This window comes from Dehalobacter restrictus DSM 9455 (assembly GCF_000512895.1).
In the GTDB taxonomy this organism is placed as follows: Bacteria; Bacillota; Desulfitobacteriia; order Desulfitobacteriales; family Syntrophobotulaceae; genus Dehalobacter; species Dehalobacter restrictus.
Genome location: NZ_CP007033.1, coordinates 2451601 through 2467439, shown reverse-complemented (window position 1 = coordinate 2467439; position 15839 = coordinate 2451601). Strand labels below are relative to the sequence as shown.

General features: G+C 44.2%; 15 protein-coding genes and 1 other annotated feature. Of the genes, 9 read left to right on the top strand and 6 right to left on the bottom strand.

From position 1 onward, the window contains the following. The first annotated feature begins 205 nt into the window (after positions 1-205). The 3 genes from DEHRE_RS11835 to DEHRE_RS11825 all read left to right on the top strand — a co-directional run bounded on the left by DEHRE_RS11835 (position 206) and on the right by DEHRE_RS11825 (position 3800). Complete coding sequence (locus DEHRE_RS11835; RefSeq protein WP_025206102.1) at positions 206-910, top strand: CHAP domain-containing protein; 705 nt, start codon at positions 206-208, stop codon at positions 908-910. 296 nt (positions 911-1206) lie between these two features. Further along, the gene (gene uppS / locus DEHRE_RS11830; protein ID WP_025206101.1) at positions 1207-1848 is read left to right on the top strand and encodes a polyprenyl diphosphate synthase; all 642 of its coding nucleotides are present in this window, start codon (positions 1207-1209) and stop codon (positions 1846-1848) included. 102 nt (positions 1849-1950) lie between these two features. After that, positions 1951-2212, top strand: a binding site (T-box leader). A 94-nt stretch (positions 2213-2306) separates the two neighbouring features. Then, positions 2307-3800, top strand: coding sequence for a 2-isopropylmalate synthase (locus DEHRE_RS11825; RefSeq protein ID WP_025206100.1), 1494 nt, complete (start codon positions 2307-2309; stop codon positions 3798-3800). Between the two features lie 79 nt (positions 3801-3879). On the opposite strand, the gene speD is transcribed toward DEHRE_RS11825, so the two are convergent. After that, positions 3880-4632, bottom strand: a complete 753-nt coding sequence (gene speD, locus DEHRE_RS11820) for an adenosylmethionine decarboxylase (protein WP_427846244.1) — start codon at positions 4630-4632, stop codon at positions 3880-3882. A gap of 293 nt (positions 4633-4925) precedes the next feature. On the opposite strand from speD, the gene murI reads away from it, so the two are divergent. Next, positions 4926-5693 carry a glutamate racemase gene (gene murI, locus DEHRE_RS11815; RefSeq protein ID WP_025206099.1) on the top strand — a complete coding sequence of 256 codons (768 nt, stop codon included), beginning with the start codon at positions 4926-4928 and terminating at the stop codon, positions 5691-5693. 16 nt (positions 5694-5709) lie between these two features. On the opposite strand, the gene DEHRE_RS11810 is transcribed toward murI, so the two are convergent. Together DEHRE_RS11810 and crcB are read right to left on the bottom strand one after the other, a co-directional pair. Continuing rightward, positions 5710-6048 (bottom strand): DUF190 domain-containing protein, encoded by a 339-nt coding sequence (locus tag DEHRE_RS11810; protein WP_015043783.1) that lies wholly within the window; start codon positions 6046-6048, stop codon positions 5710-5712. 14 nt (positions 6049-6062) lie between these two features. Beyond that, entirely contained in the window at positions 6063-6470 is a 408-nt protein-coding gene (crcB, locus tag DEHRE_RS11805; RefSeq protein WP_019226016.1) for a fluoride efflux transporter CrcB, read from the bottom strand. 233 nt (positions 6471-6703) lie between these two features. On the opposite strand from crcB, the gene DEHRE_RS11800 reads away from it, so the two are divergent. From DEHRE_RS11800 to DEHRE_RS11790, 3 genes are all read left to right on the top strand, one after another. Further along, complete coding sequence (locus DEHRE_RS11800) at positions 6704-6943, top strand: FeoA family protein (protein WP_015043780.1); 240 nt, start codon at positions 6704-6706, stop codon at positions 6941-6943. A 196-nt stretch (positions 6944-7139) separates the two neighbouring features. After that, positions 7140-9161, top strand: coding sequence for a ferrous iron transport protein B (gene feoB / locus DEHRE_RS11795; RefSeq protein ID WP_025206097.1), 2022 nt, complete (start codon positions 7140-7142; stop codon positions 9159-9161). Positions 9162-9183: 22 nt separating this feature from the next. Further along, positions 9184-9471, top strand: coding sequence for a FeoC-like transcriptional regulator (locus tag DEHRE_RS11790; RefSeq protein ID WP_025206096.1), 288 nt, complete (start codon positions 9184-9186; stop codon positions 9469-9471). A gap of 96 nt (positions 9472-9567) precedes the next feature. Here the strand turns inward: DEHRE_RS11790 and DEHRE_RS11785 are convergent, their stop codons facing one another. Further along, the gene (locus tag DEHRE_RS11785) at positions 9568-10293 is read right to left on the bottom strand and encodes a LolA family protein (RefSeq protein WP_019226019.1); all 726 of its coding nucleotides are present in this window, start codon (positions 10291-10293) and stop codon (positions 9568-9570) included. Between the two features lie 379 nt (positions 10294-10672). Here DEHRE_RS11785 and htpG point away from each other — a divergent pair, with 379 nt between their 5' ends. Beyond that, positions 10673-12550, top strand: a complete 1878-nt coding sequence (gene htpG / locus DEHRE_RS11780) for a molecular chaperone HtpG (RefSeq protein WP_019226020.1) — start codon at positions 10673-10675, stop codon at positions 12548-12550. Between the two features lie 7 nt (positions 12551-12557). Beyond that, a complete protein-coding gene (locus tag DEHRE_RS11775; protein ID WP_015043774.1) occupies positions 12558-13274 on the top strand; it encodes a ZIP family metal transporter in 717 nt (238 codons plus the stop codon). A 14-nt stretch (positions 13275-13288) separates the two neighbouring features. On the opposite strand, the gene DEHRE_RS11770 is transcribed toward DEHRE_RS11775, so the two are convergent. Beyond that, on the bottom strand, positions 13289-14878 hold the full coding sequence (locus DEHRE_RS11770; protein WP_025206094.1) for a sensor histidine kinase: 1590 nt from the start codon (positions 14876-14878) through the stop codon (positions 13289-13291). Between the two features lie 118 nt (positions 14879-14996). Continuing rightward, positions 14997-15680, bottom strand: a complete 684-nt coding sequence (locus DEHRE_RS11765; protein WP_019226022.1) for a response regulator transcription factor — start codon at positions 15678-15680, stop codon at positions 14997-14999. Between the last annotated feature and the right edge of the window lie 159 nt (positions 15681-15839).

Here is a 15839-nt window from a genome sequence, read left to right as displayed (position 1 = left end):
ACGTTTAAACTTTTTTTCAAATTAATTTATTTTTCCTGATTTTTATTTTATTTATTCTGTAATCAGATTTTGTCCATATTTTATTGGAGCTGTTTCAACAGCATTCTGCAATCAGCATTTTATGGGCTAGACTTGCTTAAATAGGCAGAGAAATATATAATTTCATGTGGACGAGTATAAAACACATCATGAAGGAGCAGACCCGATGAGGAAATCCAGACGATACTATCGCAGACGAAACAAGACACCGTTGCTCGCCATCTTAATCATCGTATTTGCCTTAGCAGTCGTAACGGGATCCAAAATAGTTTCCGGCAATGCACTCGATCATTCTCAGACAGACTCAAGCTACGGTGCCCAAACGGCTGATCATTCCAGTGAAGCAGCGGACACTGCGCGTCTCATCCGGCAGGCTGACGTTGCAGCCGGTATGAAAATCGATGAATACAAAGGTGTGGCAGTCTATTCCAATGGCGCGGATTATATGTCCAGTCACGGCTTAAGTTATAGTAAAGATGGTTATTATTACGGCTACAAGTGGCAGTGCGTAGAATTTGTAAAACGATTCTATTATGAAATCTATCATCATGAGATGCCTGACGGCGCTGGAAACGCCAAATATTTCTTTAATCCGATGCTGGCACAGGGAAAACTGAATGAACAGAGAGGTCTTGTTCAGTACGTTAACGGAGGGAATGAAAAACCCCGGGAAGGAGACCTGCTGGTCTTCAATGAGGGGTCTTACGGTCACGTTGCAATTATCTGCGGAGTGGCTGACGAATGGATTGAAGTCATTCAGCAGAACTCAGAGGTTCCCAGGGAAAAATACAGTCTTGTTTACAAAGATGGTACCTATACGATATCCGGAGACAGAGAACCGGCCGGATGGCTCAGAGTTAGCAGCAGGTAAACCTGTCTATCAGCAAAGATTTGAGAACTTTCAAACCATACAAGCCAGGAAAATATGAGGGCTGAGCCGATAATGGAAATTTGTGGCTCAGTCATTTTAGTATACCAAAAAGTAGAAATACTACTTTCTGATATATCTAAATGTAGCTATGGTTGACGTTAAGGCGTGGCGTCAGCAAAATTTTCTTTTTATTAGCTGAAAATAATCCGGAATAATTTACGATAATCGGAAATAATAATGGTAAATTCATAGAAAATACCAAACATTATCAGCATAGGTGTAAAGGAGTATCCAAAATGAGAATTCCCAATCATATTGGGGTTATTCCAGATGGCAACCGGCGATGGGCAGATAACAATGGGTTACCAAAGGAGATGGGCTACCGGGAAGGTCTGAATCCAGGACTTAAACTTTTGAAATTATGCAGGGAAGCCGGCGTCAAAGAACTGACCTATTATGGCTTCACAGTGGATAATACCAAAAGACCAACTACTCAAAAGAAAGCTTTTGTGCAGGCCTGCATCGATGCAATTGATATGATTGCGAGCGAGGACGTGTCCTTGTTAGTGATTGGCGATACAGAATCTAAGATGTTCCCCAAGGCGTTGCTGCCATATACACGTCGGACAAAAGTCGGCAAAGGCGGCATTAGAGTGAATTTTCTCGTCAATTACGGCTGGGAATGGGATCTGGGAAATCTTCGTACTGCCGAAAAGAATAAGAGAAAGGTTATTAAAGAGTTAAAATCAAATGATATTTCCAGAGTTGATTTGCTGATCCGCTGGGGAGGAAGACGCCGACTCAGCGGTTTCCTGCCTGCACAAAGTGTTTATGCGGATTTCTATGTACTCGATGATTACTGGCCTGATTTTAAGGAGGAGCATTTCTATGATGCTCTGAAGTGGTATAATACGCAGGATATTACTTTAGGCGGTTAGAAAAAAATGTGAGTGGAGAATGCACAGTCTCGGTGAATAAAGGTATTAACAAAAGGTATTGACAAAGAAGTAATTGGACTGATATAGTGAATAGAAATATATGAAAAGATGATGACAGGGAATAATAAGTCCGGAGTATTTGTGCAGAGAGCCGCAGGCTGGTGAAAAGCGGTCAAGACGAAAGACTGAACTCCCCCTTGAGTTGCCGGCTGAAACCATTCAGGCAGTAGGACCGGACGGAGTCTTCCACCGTTAAAAGGAAGGGGATATCGGAAGATGGTTTCACTGTTTTCCCGCATCCTGTAGAGTGAACGGCATGTGCCGTTAACATGAGTGGTACCGCGAATTGGCCTTCGTCTCATTAATTGAGACGAGGGCTTTTTGACGTCCAAGAATGGACGAATGACGCGATTCAACAAATGGCAGGGAGCGGCAAACTATAATGAGGAGGTATTAGAATGCGCAGATTATATTTGTTTGACACCACGTTAAGGGATGGTGAACAATCTCTCGGGATCACGTTAAATGTCCGGGAAAAGTTGGAGATTGCCAAGCAGCTGGCTACACTCGGCGTAGACATTCTGGAGGCGGGCTTTCCAGCTTCATCTCCCGGGGACTTCGAATCTGTGAAAATCATTGGCAGGGAGGTTAAGGGGATCACAGTGTGTGGACTGACCCGTTGTGTGAAGAAAGATATTGACCTTTGTGCCGAGGCCCTCAAAGAAGCTGAGGACCCTAGAATTCATACCGGAATCGCCGTTTCTCCGATTCATATGGAGAAAAAACTCAGGCTAAAACCGGAACAGGTGATCCAAAAGGCTGAAGAAGCTGTCAGACATGCCAAAAAATATCTGAACGATGTCGAGTTTTATGCTGAAGACGCTTTTCGGAGTGATTATGATTTTCTGGCTAAGATATTTGAGCGCGTAATCGCAGCCGGAGCAACAGTCGTAAATATCCCGGACACTGTGGGATACGCGACTCCTTGGGAATTCGGCGAACTGGTCTCCTATATCAAAACGAATGTCCCTAATATTGACCGGGTGAAAATAAGTGTCCATTGTCATAATGATCTTGGAATGGCCACAGCAAACACCCTAGCCGGGGTTATGGCCGGGGCCGATCAAGTGGAAGGCACTATCAACGGGATAGGTGAAAGAGCCGGCAATACTGCTTTGGAAGAAGTCATTATGGCGATGTATACCCAGAAAAATCGCTACGGCATCGATTTGGCTGTAAACCCCCGGGAAATTGCCGCGACCAGCAGACTGGTTTCCTCAATCACAGGGGTTCCTGTACCGAGCCATAAGGCGATAGTCGGGACAAATGCGTTCATGCATGCTTCCGGCATTCATCAAGATGGTATCCTGAAAGAGAAACAGACCTATGAGATTATTGATCCGGAGATCATCGGCGTACCGAGGAACCAGATTGTCCTGAGTGCCAGATCAGGAAGGCATGCGCTGAAACACAGGCTGGAAGAACTCGGATATAAGCCAGAAGATAGCCAGATGAATACCCTTTACGAAGAATTTTTATTGTTGGCTGATAAGAAACAGGAGATCTATGATGAAGATCTTCATGTTCTGATGGGAACGGGCATACCCGAGCAAAACGGGATCAAGGTCAAGAATATATCCGTAGCTACATCAGGGAAGCAGTCGGCCACCGCTGCTGTTACCCTGGAAATACAGGGCACGGAGATAACCGATGCCGCGATCGGAAACGGTCCTGTCGATGCGGTGTTTAAAGCAATTGATAGGATTACCGGTAAGGAAGTCCGGCTCGAAGATTACAGTATCAAATCTGTAAGCCGCGGTAAAGAGGCGTTGGGGAATGCAACTGTTAAAATTTTTGCAGACGGAAATTATTATGTCGGCAAGGGAGTAAGTACCGACGTCATCGATGCCAGCGCCCATGCGTATGCTGATGCCATCTCCAAACTAAACTAACAGACAAGGAAAAGACGGTGTCGACTAACTACTTTTTTCGTAGTTTGCGACACCGCCTTTTCTAAGATTCATAAAGCATTTAGAAAACATTTCTCCCGGAAAAAATCTCCTGCATCTCATGTTTGATTCTTTGTTTGACCCTTCTTCTTTTGCTGGAGGATATCTCTTCTTTTTCAGCTCCGAACAGATAATGATCAAGATCAAACTCTCTTAAAAGCATCTTGGTGTGAAAAATATTATCCTGATAGACATTAACATCGATCAGCTGATATCGGTTTCTGGTTTCTTCCGAAATAAAATTCTGAATGGAATTAATCTTATGATCAATAAAATATTTTCTGCCGTTAACATCCCGTGTAAAGCCCCGGACACGGTAATCGATAATCGCAATATCCGGTTCAAAACTTGTAATCAAGTAGTTTAAAGCCTTTAGCGGCGAAATCTGGCCGCAGGTGGAGACGTCAATATCGGCCCGGAACGTACTAATCCCCTTGTCAGGGTGGTTTTCCGGATACGTATGCACCGTAATATGACTTTTATCCAGATGACCGACCAATGACTGCGAATCAGGACCCGGGGCTTCGTTTTCAAGAATTTCCATCGGTTCACGGACCATAATCTGATTTTCAGCGACCAGCATGGTGACACTGGCACCCTGAGGATCGTAATCCTGATTGGCGATATTCAGAATATTGGCTTCAATGATCTCAGCGACAGAAGTCAGAATTTTAACCAGCCTGTCGGCATTGTATTCTTCATCAATGTACTCAATGTATTTCTTATGTTGATCCTGCGATAAAGCATAGCAGATATCATAGAAATTAAAACTCAACGTTTTCGTCAGGTTGTTAAAACCATATAATTTTAATTTTTATTGATAGGTTTTATATTCATTTTCTTGCACCTATACCAAATATTATTTTTAAGCCTTTTTCTCTCAAGTTACTAGTTTATTATACATATTTTTTAGCTTTTTCTATAGACAGTTGGAATATTTTTTGTACAAAAATTTTTAAACAAATCCTTTTAAAAACAAGATGAAAATGGTGATAATATTCTTTGTAAGATTAACAAGATATAGGTTATAATTTATTAAGAAAAAACAAAGTTTGTGAGTTGAAAAAAATGCGCATAGGCTTCTTTGACTCCGGGGTCGGTGGAATCACCGTACTGCATGAAGCGATAAAGCAGCTGCCCCGGGAGGATTTTATTTATTACGCGGATATTGATCATGTGCCTTATGGGACCAAAAGCAAGGAAGAAGTTCTGAAACTGGTTTTGGATGCTGTTGATTTCATGGCTGCTGAAGGGATAAAAGTTCTGGTAGTCGCCTGCAATACGGCGACGAGTATTGCCATCAATGAGCTTCGCCAAAGATATGATTTTCCAATCCTTGGCATGGAACCGGCAGTAAAACCAGCTGTCGAAAATAATGGTTGCAAGAGAATACTGGTCATGGCCACCCCGCTCACACTTCGCGAAGAAAAGTATCAAAATCTGGTCACCAGACTGGATCAGGACCATCTTGTAGATGGCAAAGCATTTCCGGAGCTTGTTGAATATGCTGAGAATTTTTATTTTGACAAAGATGAAATCCTGAAATACCTGAATCGCAAACTTGGCATTCATAATTTGACCGAGTATGGTACTGTCGTTTTAGGATGCACACACTTTCCATATTTTAAGCGGATTCTGCAGGAACTGTTTCCTGCTGATACGCACATTGTTGATGGAAGTACCGGAACCGTCAATTATCTGAAAAAAATCCTGACTGAAAGAAAACTTTTTGCTGAGGACGGTCATGGTCAGGTCACTTTCTATTCTTCAGGCCGAAAAGAGCTGCCGGAATCCCGTTATGCCCGGTATCTCCTGCTGCTGGATCAAAATCAATAAAGCCGCTAAGACGGCTTTATTTTTTTGGCAAATATTTCATTACTTCCAAATCTTCTATGGTTATTAATCCTTCGTTCACGACCTCGTCCAAAAAAAGCAGAAAGTCCTGCAGATATTCGGCGCTGTCTATCACTTCAATAACAATCGGAAGGTCATTGGAAAGGTCCAGTATTCTTGACGTTTTTATTCTCGTATTGGCGCCGAATCCTTCAATTCCCCTGAAGACAGTCGCACCAGCCAGGCCCAGCTCTTTGGCCTTTAAGACAATTGTGTGATAAAGGGATACTCCTTTATATTTACTGGCTTCTCCAATATAGATACGGATTCTTCTAGCCTGACCAGATATTTTTACCATCGAGATCCCTTCCTTTATTTTATTAATAGCTGAGTTAGGCTCATTCCAAGCCAGACGGCAATCAGTCCGACGAGCATGCTTCCCAGACCGTTCAGCACAGCTACAATAATCTCTCCGCTCTTAATAAGATTCAGGGTTTCAAGGCTCAGCGTAGAAAAGGTTGTAAACGCACCCAGAAAACCCACAGATATAAATAAACGGGTATTCGGGCTGGTCACCAGATTTTCGACTCCTAGTACATAGACAATACCCAGCACAAAACACCCCAGCATATTGACGACGAAGGTCCCCCAGGGAAAAGTATAAAAATATTTTTGATAAATCCAGGTGGAGAGCACATAGCGGGCAATAGCTCCAAGTGCACCGCCTAAACCAATCACCAGATAGACGGAATAACTCAAAGGAAGATCAGCCTCCTGCAAAGTTAAATACTCCCTGAAAAAAGAGTTATTTAAGTATAGCATTTCATTCCGGCATATTTCAATAAAAGCTCAGGATAAAAAGCTCAATACTTGAATACTTGAATAGGAAGATACGAATTGACATTTTGAGCAATAAACATTATATTAATAATATGAATTCGATAATCATTATCAAAATTGTCATAACAATTTGAACAAAATATAAAATTGTTAAAATTCATAAGGAGACTGCAATGGACGCTACCTTCCTTACAATGGACAAGATACCCGTAAACTCGAATGCCAGAATTGTCAATATACACATGGATGCTGTATTAAGAAAAAAACTGACAGATATGGGCCTGGTCAAAGGGACAGAATTTAAAGTTGACGGCCAAGCTCCGTTGGGGGACCCTATGAAGATTAATCTGAGAGGATATCATCTGGCTATCCGTAAAAGCGACGCCAGGAAAATTCAGGTTGAGAAGATTTGAAACAGATAATAGCAATCTGCCTCCCTACTTTTGGCCATTAAATGATAACCATAATCACTATCATATATAGTCTTTGATTATGAATGATAAGCACCGCAAATGATACCTTGTTAAAACAGGAATAGACAGCAATAAATATTGAAACAAATATTGTACGAAATGCTTAATCGCAAGAGTTTCAGGGGAAGGATAACAGATGGAAAAGAATTTTACGATAGCTCTCGTTGGAAACCCAAACTGCGGGAAAACAAGCATTTTTAATGCGTTGACAGGCGCGAGGCAGCATGTTGGCAATTGGCCGGGAGTAACCGTTGAGAAAAAAGAAGGTACGGTCAGTTTCAACGGGAATGAGATCAGCGTAATTGACTTACCCGGGGCGTATAGTCTTTCCGCCAGTTCGGAAGATGAAATGGTTGCGGTAAACTATATTTTGCAGGAAAAACCCGATGTTGTTGTGAACGTGATTGACTCAGCAAATCTGGAGAGGAATCTTTATTTCACGTTACAGCTGATTGAGATGGATACAAATGTAATCATTGCTTTAAATATGACAGATGAAGCAGTGAAAAAGAATATTTTCATCAATACAGCGAAACTTAGAGATGCTCTTGGCGTATCGGTTGTCACTACAGTGGCAACGAAGAACAAAGGGATTTGGGAGCTGCTAGAGACTTCAGCGGCAATGAAAGTAAAACCAGGCCGGCCCGTCCAGCCAGACTATTGGCAAACGATGAACCGGGAATCTGGAGCTTTGGCTGAGGCCCTGGTCGAAGAAGGTATTGCTGGTAAAGAATCGGCGAACTTGGTGGCTGTCAGGCTGCTGGAGGATGAGGCTTTTGCTCAAACGCAAATAGCAGGTTGTCCTACCCTGGAAAAACTGGCTGACAAGGAAAAAGACAGAATAACCAGCCGTTTTGGTCTTGAACCCGGAATCTATCTGGCAGACCAGCGTTATATCTTTATCGGCCAAATCATTAAGGATTGTGTCCGTAGGGAAACGCCTCCGCAAAGAGATCTGACAGAAATGATTGACAGGGTCGTGACAAATAAATGGATCGGGATTCCTTTGTTCTTTGTAATCATGTTTTTGCTGTATCAAATCACAATGGGTCTCGGCAATAATGTTCTTGGGGGCTATGTGGACAGCGCCTTCGGGATCCTGGGGCGGTATGTTTCCGGCTTGCTGGTAAACGCTCCGGTCCTGGCCAAGTCCTTTGTCAGCGATGCCCTGATCGGCGGGGTGGGTTCTGTACTCGTATTTGTCCCGATGATGTTTACCATGTATTTCTTGATTTCTTTTCTCGAAGACAGCGGTTATATGGCCAGGGCAGCCTATGTTATGGACCGGCTGATGAATGCTGTCGGGCTGCACGGAAAAACGGCCGTTGCAATGATTGTCGGCAGCGGCTGCAATGTGGCCGGAATCATGTCCACCCGAACCTTGGACAGCCGGAAAGACCGCATGATCGGCATTTTAATCAGTCCGTTTATTTCCTGCAGTGCTAGGCTTCCAGTCTATGCGCTGTTTGCCGGGGCATTCTTCAGGGGCAAAACGATCGGCATCATACCGTTGGCAGGATTGGTCATTTTTTCACTGTACCTTTTAGGGATCATGGTTGCTGTTGCCGCGGGGAAAATCCTGAGTGAAACACTGTTCAAACAGGAAAAATCCTACTTTGTTATGGAACTTCCGCCTTATCGTCTGCCAACGCTGAAGAGCCTGATACAGCACATGTGGGAAAAAACGGAGTCGTTTGTCAGAAAAGCAGGGACTGTGATCCTCGGGATCGTCGTTCTGATCTGGATACTTTCTGTTTTCCCAGTCGGCGTTGAACCAGGCAGTACCGAAAGTCTCCTTGGAAAATTAGGCGCAGTCATCGCACCTGTATTATCCCCGGCTGGTTTTGGCAGCTGGCAGGCTTCTGTAGCACTTCTTGTCGGGATCGGTGCCAAGGAAGCAATCATTGCGACGTTCGGGTTGGTTTACGGGGCAGGCGAAGGAATGCTCGGAACAGTCTTAGCACAGCATTTTACGCCGCTCTCCGCCTATGCCTTTATGGTAATGACCCTACTTTATTCACCCTGTGCAGCGACAATCGGAATAATTAAAAAGGAGACTAATTCTGTTAAATGGACACTGTTTTCTGTTCTCTACTCACTGATCATTGGCTGGATCGCGGCGGTGCTGATCTTTCAGCTCGGTTCGTTGTTCATCTGAAGAATAGGCAGGAGGTATTGCGATGCTGATCAATTTGTTAACAGAAATTGCCGATAAACAAGCAAACTCCTTTTCTTCGCTGGCAAAAAAATTAGACCTCGATCCAGAGATGATCAAACAAATGCTGAATGACCTGCAACGACTTGGATACCTGACTGCGGATAATGTAGCCTGCGTCAATGAACCATGTAAGGGGTGCGGGGGCTGCTGCAGCAAAGGAAACGGAGAAGCGGGAGCAATCTTGTGGACGCTCACGGCAAAGGGGAGGGTACTTTTGGAAAGTTTAAAAAAAATACTGCCAACAGTATAAAACAATTAACAGTATCTTCTAGATTTAAAGTTACGCTTGTTTAGGAGTTCACCCTAGCAGTTGGAAATATGAAAAAACCATTCATCCTATTATCTGTTATTTATTGCTGTCGAGATTCATCATGCCGTTAATGTCGACCACTTCCATTCCTGACGGCAGGTCGAAAGTCCCAGCGGGTACGGCACCTGTTCCAATTTGCAGGTTTTTGAATTCCATAGTGGTCATCTCGCCCCCTGCCTCATATTGGGCCTTCACAACAATGCCGTACTCGGTGCTGATCCATTCCTTGACAGTTGATCCTTCGCTGGTGAAAGTAAGGACTTTGCACTCCATGCCATTGACCGTTTCAGTCCCGCCTATTGTATACTTAGATTCAACGAGACCACTGACATAATCAACAGGGGTGGTGATGTCCGGACCGTTATATTCACTTAACGTCATTCTCATGGCGCTGTTCTGACCCGAGATATAAGTAGTAAACTCCTTCTTGGACTTATCAAAAATAAAAGTCATCTTTGGGCCGTTAAAGGTGCCCTCCATTTTCATTTTCTGATCCTTGAGCCAGACTTTGCTTTCCGAAGATGCTCCGCCGCCAACAATCACATAATCATAGGTCATCTCTTTGACCAGCTGTCCTTTTCCGATCAGACCGGATACAATTTCATTATCATCAGGTAAAGTTTGCGTTTCTGTTTCTGTCGGAGCCGAGGTTGCTTCATTTTGGGCAGCTGATTCTTCTTTCCCGCCGCAGCCGGATAAAGCCCCAACGCAAAGAAGCAGCAAAACGAGCAAAAGCGCAAGATACCGTCGCGTCAATCTCATGATATTTTCCTCCTATACCTTCTTTTGTATTCGGATAATGGAATTTAAAGATTTAATCATTCCATAAGAATGATGGCAACTCTATTAGCGAATAAATCTTCAAAAATGATATTTTGTTAAACGATATTTCGTTATATTATTTTTCGTGATGACTCGTAAAAAGTCCTTTATATACGTATCATTTTATTCCAAAAATTAGAACACCATCCTGAATACTGGAATATTTTTTTTGGTTTCAGTGATAAAAAGTCAGAGGAACAAGTATTTGAAGGAACAAGTATTTGAATGTTAGATTTTTTTCCATTCCATGGTATAATATGATGGTCGATTTTTGATTCGACCAAAGCACAGCCATATGAAATGATTGGGAGGGTTGGTAATGATGAATAACAATGTTGAAACTAGGGAGTTTCAGACAGAAATCACCCAGCTGCTGGATATTGTTATTAATTCTCTCTATACGGAGCGAGAGATCTTCTTAAGAGAATTAATATCCAATGCAGCTGACGCTACGGAGAAACTGCGCTACTGCAGGCTCACCGAAAATGAGATAAGCGAATCCGAACAGCCGCTGGAAATTTCCATCGAAACGGATGAAGAAAAGCACACGCTTACCATTACCGATAATGGGATCGGAATGACCAAAGAAGAACTAATTGAAAATCTGGGTACGATCGCCCATTCAGGATCCAAGGAATTTATCAGACAGCTGACAGAGGTCAGGAAGGCCGGATCCGGAAGCAATACCGATTTAAGCCTGATTGGACAGTTCGGCGTCGGATTTTATTCGGCGTTTATGGTTGCGGAGAAAGTAACACTTTATACCCGCTCTTTCAGACCGGACTCTGAAAGCTGGATCTGGTCTTCAAACGGAGCAGGAAGCTATTTAATAGAACCGGGTGACCAAAGCAATTATGGGACCAGGATCGTTCTCCAGTTAAAAGAAAATGCCTATAATTTCAGCAAAGCTGACGAAATCAACAGGATTATCAAACAGTATTCGAGTTTTGTCCCTTATCCAGTGAAAGTCAACGGTGAAAAGGTCAATACCGTCGAAGCAATATGGACGAAAAACGCATCTGAAATCAGTGAGCAGGAATATACGGAATTCTATAAATATATTGACAATGCTTTTGACGAGCCATTCTACAGAATGCACTTTTCCTCCGATGCACCGCTTTCCATTAAAGCACTGCTGTTTGTGCCCGGAGAAAATTATGAGCGGTTCGGCTTCAGTAAAATGGAGAGAGGCGTTAACCTATTCTGCAAAAAAGTCCTGATTCAGGAAAAATCCGAAGCCATCGTGCCGGAGTGGATGCGGTTTGTACGCGGCGTCATTGACAGTGATGACCTTCCCCTGAACATTTCCAGGGAGACCCTTCAGGACAATGCGCTTGTCGCCAAACTGAACAAGGTAGTCACTGGCAGATTTTTAAAGTATCTCGAAGAACAAGCCAAAGATGATCCGGCCAAATATAATCAATTTTGGGAAAAATTCAGCAGGTTTATCAAAGAAGGAGCAGCTTCGGACTATGCCCACAAGGACGCACTGGTCAGGCTCCTGCGCTTTGAATCCAACATGACGGCTGAAGGTGAGCTGATTTCACTGGAAGGCTACGTCGGAAGAATGAGAGAGGAACAAAAAGCGATCTATTATGTCAGCGGCTCCAACCGTAAAGTGATTGAATCCGGGCCGTATCTTGAGATCTTTAAGGACAAGGGCATTGAAGTGCTTTATACGTATGAACCGATTGATGACTACATCTTAAGCGGGCTTCCAGAGTTCAAAGAGAAGAAGATTGTTGCGGCCGAACAGGACAGTCAGGATCTGCCGGATTTAGATGCTGAGCAGCCCAGTAATGCCGAAAGTGATATTCCCGAGGATGAAGTGAAGGCCTTATTGGATTGGTTCAAAGAAACTCTTGGGGACAGGGTAACCGAGGTGCGTGCTTCCAAACGTCTCGTGGACAGTCCCGCTGTTGTGCTCAGCTCATACGGAACGCATAGCATGCAGAAAATGATGCAAATCATGAATAAGGATATGGAAGGTATCCCAGCGGGGATTTTGGAGATTAACAGCCAGCATCCGGTCATTCAAGGAATCAATGAGCTGCGCAAGTCGGGCGACACATTTGCTGCGGCAGCGGCAGAACAGATTCTGGAAAACTCCCAGATTGCCGCCGGGCTGATCGTCGATCCCAGGAGTATGGTCAGCAGACTCTACAACATCCTGGAAAGAGCGGTTGTGAAGAAATAATACCGGAGTGATTATTATTACCATTCTACTCTACGGGTTGATAGCAGGTCTGGTTACCGGGCTTGGCGCTGTCATCTCTATCTCGATAAAAAATATCACGAACAAGATACTTTCAATATCGCTCGGATTTGCGTCAGGAATCATGATCGGGATATCTGCCTTAAGTCTGATTCCGACCAGCTTGGACATGAGCAACAGTATCATTTGTATTGCCGGTTTTGCAGCCGGGGCTCTGTTCTTGTTTCTGGTGGATATTTCAATGCCGCACATTCACAAGGTTGAAGCGGATTTGAGTAACTATGCCAAGATGGGGTATTTTATCGCGCTCGGAATTACACTGCATAATCTTCCCGAAGGGATCGCGATCGGCGCGACCAGCGAAGTATCGTATCACATGGGTATCATGACAGCCTTAACAATCGGTCTTCATAATATTGCTGAAGGTCTTTGTGTGGCGATGCCGCTGTGTCTCGCCAACGTCCGTAAATCGAGGGTCGTCCTGATCACGACCATGACCGGTATGTCAACGCTGCTCGGTACCGGGCTGGGAATGATTCTTGGCCTGATCTCTCCGCTTATCATCGCTTTCTTTCTGGCGTTTGCGGCCGGAGCAATGATCTATATCAGCAGTGACGAACTGATTCCGAAAAGCCACCATTCCCACAGTGAATATGCCAATGTCGGCATCATGCTCGGCTTCATTCTGGCATTAATCCTGTCATAGAATTATCTGTGGCATCAATTACTTTGTGTCATCAAGCTATCGTTTTTCACGAGAACCAGCGGGAAAAAAATCGTAAAGGACGTTCCTTCTCCAGGGGTGCTTTCGACCCGTATTTCTCCTCCGCGAAGGTACACCAGTTCCGATACGATTGCCAGGCCGAGTCCCGATCCTTGGCCTTTTCCATGGGAACGGGAACGGTCTCCCTGGAAAAATCTTTCAAAAATATGAGGAACGTCTTCAGCCGGGATTCCTTCACCGTTATCCTTGACGGATAGAATAAAACGGGAATTCTCTGATTTGGCGAGGATATCAATCGTTCCGCCGGAAAGTGTATGTTGAATAGCGTTATTAACAAGATTGTACAGAATCTGTTTCAGTTCATCAGGTTTTAATGGAAGCACTTGCGACGTATCCAGGACTTCCGAGACGAAATCGTCAATTGTCCGGAAATCCTGGCCGTTGAATCTGAAAGTACGGTCTTTAAGCAGCGGGGCCAAAAGCGGCATAAGTTCAGGAAGCACATCGTGCAGTCCGGAATTGAGCTCTTCGGAATGATCGCTGTTTATTTCTTCTTGGGCAATCCGATTTAAGGTCAGAAGACCTTCGGTAAGCCTGATCAGTCTTTCTGTCTCGATCAGCATAGTCTGATGGGCAGCATCTAAAGTTTCTTTATCTGTCATACCCGTCCGCTGAAGTATTTCCAGGAAGCCTCTGATCGAGGTCAGCGGAGTCCTGAGTTCATGAGAAGCATCGGCAATAAACCGGGCCATTCGGTTTTTAGCCGATCTTTCCGTATTTAGAGCATTTTCCATCTGTCCGAGCATATGGTTTAAAGCTTCCCGAAGCTGCTGAATTTCCGAAGCGGTTTTATTCATATACGGAAGGCGCAGGTCATAGCGGCCGGCGGCAATCTTGCGGGCCGTATAGGAAATGTTCAGAAGCGGTTCCAATGGTTTCTGCAAAACCAGCGCCGTAAAAAATGTACTGAGCAGAATAATGATGATCGCGTTAAAAGTATACCCTCTGAGATTTCGGCTCAAGATCAGGTCCTGCTCAGCCAGCGGCTGACCGATCAAAGCATAGCCCGCATAGGGCTGAATATCGTTGTTTTGTTCCAGGGGGAGACTGTTTACCGAAAGCTGGTTCGTTACGACCGGGGCCACCATCAGCATATACTGCTGTTCGTCGGTATCCTCAAAAATAAAACATCCGCCGGATCTCGCCTTCTCAGCAAGATCAAACTGCAGTTGGCTGCGGCTGAGATTAGGGACCGTGCTGTTCGCTTTGCCGTAGCTGTAAACAATCGATTTAAGTTGATGGTCGCTGGTATAAAACGCCACAAAATTTCCCGGGCGGAGTTCGGAGAATCTTCCCGGAGGAAACTCACTGCTCGAAAGCCAGCTCCCCATACTGTTCCGTATGGCGTAATAGTCTGAAAGCAGGTTCTGCTCCACGCTCTGATACAGGGAATTTTTCAAGGAAGTATACCGAATAGCCCCAATTAACGTAAAAAAAATGATATGGCACACCCAGAAACGCAGCAGGAGCTGCCCTACAAGGGATTGCCGCCAAATATTCAATTTTTCCAGAGGATGAATTTTCATGATGATCTCCCTAATGTGATCATACTTAAAGCACAACAATTGAAATGTTAAACATTCAATGCGTCATGATATTCCTGTGTAAAATGCTTGATATTTGATATCTCGTGCAGACTGCCGGTTACTGCTGCTCCGTCTGCAGGTGGTAACCGAGGCCCCTGACGGTTTTAATAATTGTATGGTCCAGATCCCCAAGTTTCTCTCGAAGATAGCGGATATATACCTCGACGATATTGTCCTCTCCTTCAAAATCGTAACCCCAGATGTGAATCAGGATTTGTTCTTTACTCAACGTTTGGTTGCTGTTCCATAATAGATAGGACAGCAGTTTATATTCAGTAGGAGAAAGCTGCAGAGGCTGATCATCGAGCAGGATTGACTTTTTCAGTTCATCGATCGTAAACCGGCCAATGGTTCTTTTGCCGGATAGATCCGGGAAACGGTTACGCAGCTGAACCTCGATCCGGGCCAGCAGCTCGTCAAAGTGAAAAGGTTTGACCAGATAGTCATGGGCTCCGAGGCGCAGTCCTTTGACAATGTCTTTGGATGTATCCTTGGCAGTCAGCATAATCATGGAAGCACCGGATATTTCCGGGATGGATTCACATAGTTCATATCCGTCCATGACCGGCATCATAATGTCAAGGATGATGACATGAGGTTCAAAGACAGGGATTATTTCCAGTGCCTTTTTTCCATTGTCCGCTGTTCCGATATCGTAACCCTCCTGCTTCAGCCCCAGGCTGAGCATCTGGCGGATTGAAGCGTCGTCATCCACGACAAGTATTCTGAATTTATTGGCCATTCGTTTATTCCTCCTGTGTCTTTAAAATACACGATTATTCTGAAAGGAAACTGAATACAGTCATATTTGTCTGAATATCGCCATATATTACTATTTTAACGGTTTGAGCAATTTTAACAAGAATTTTCTGCAGCTCAGAATATCCGGATATGCTGCTTA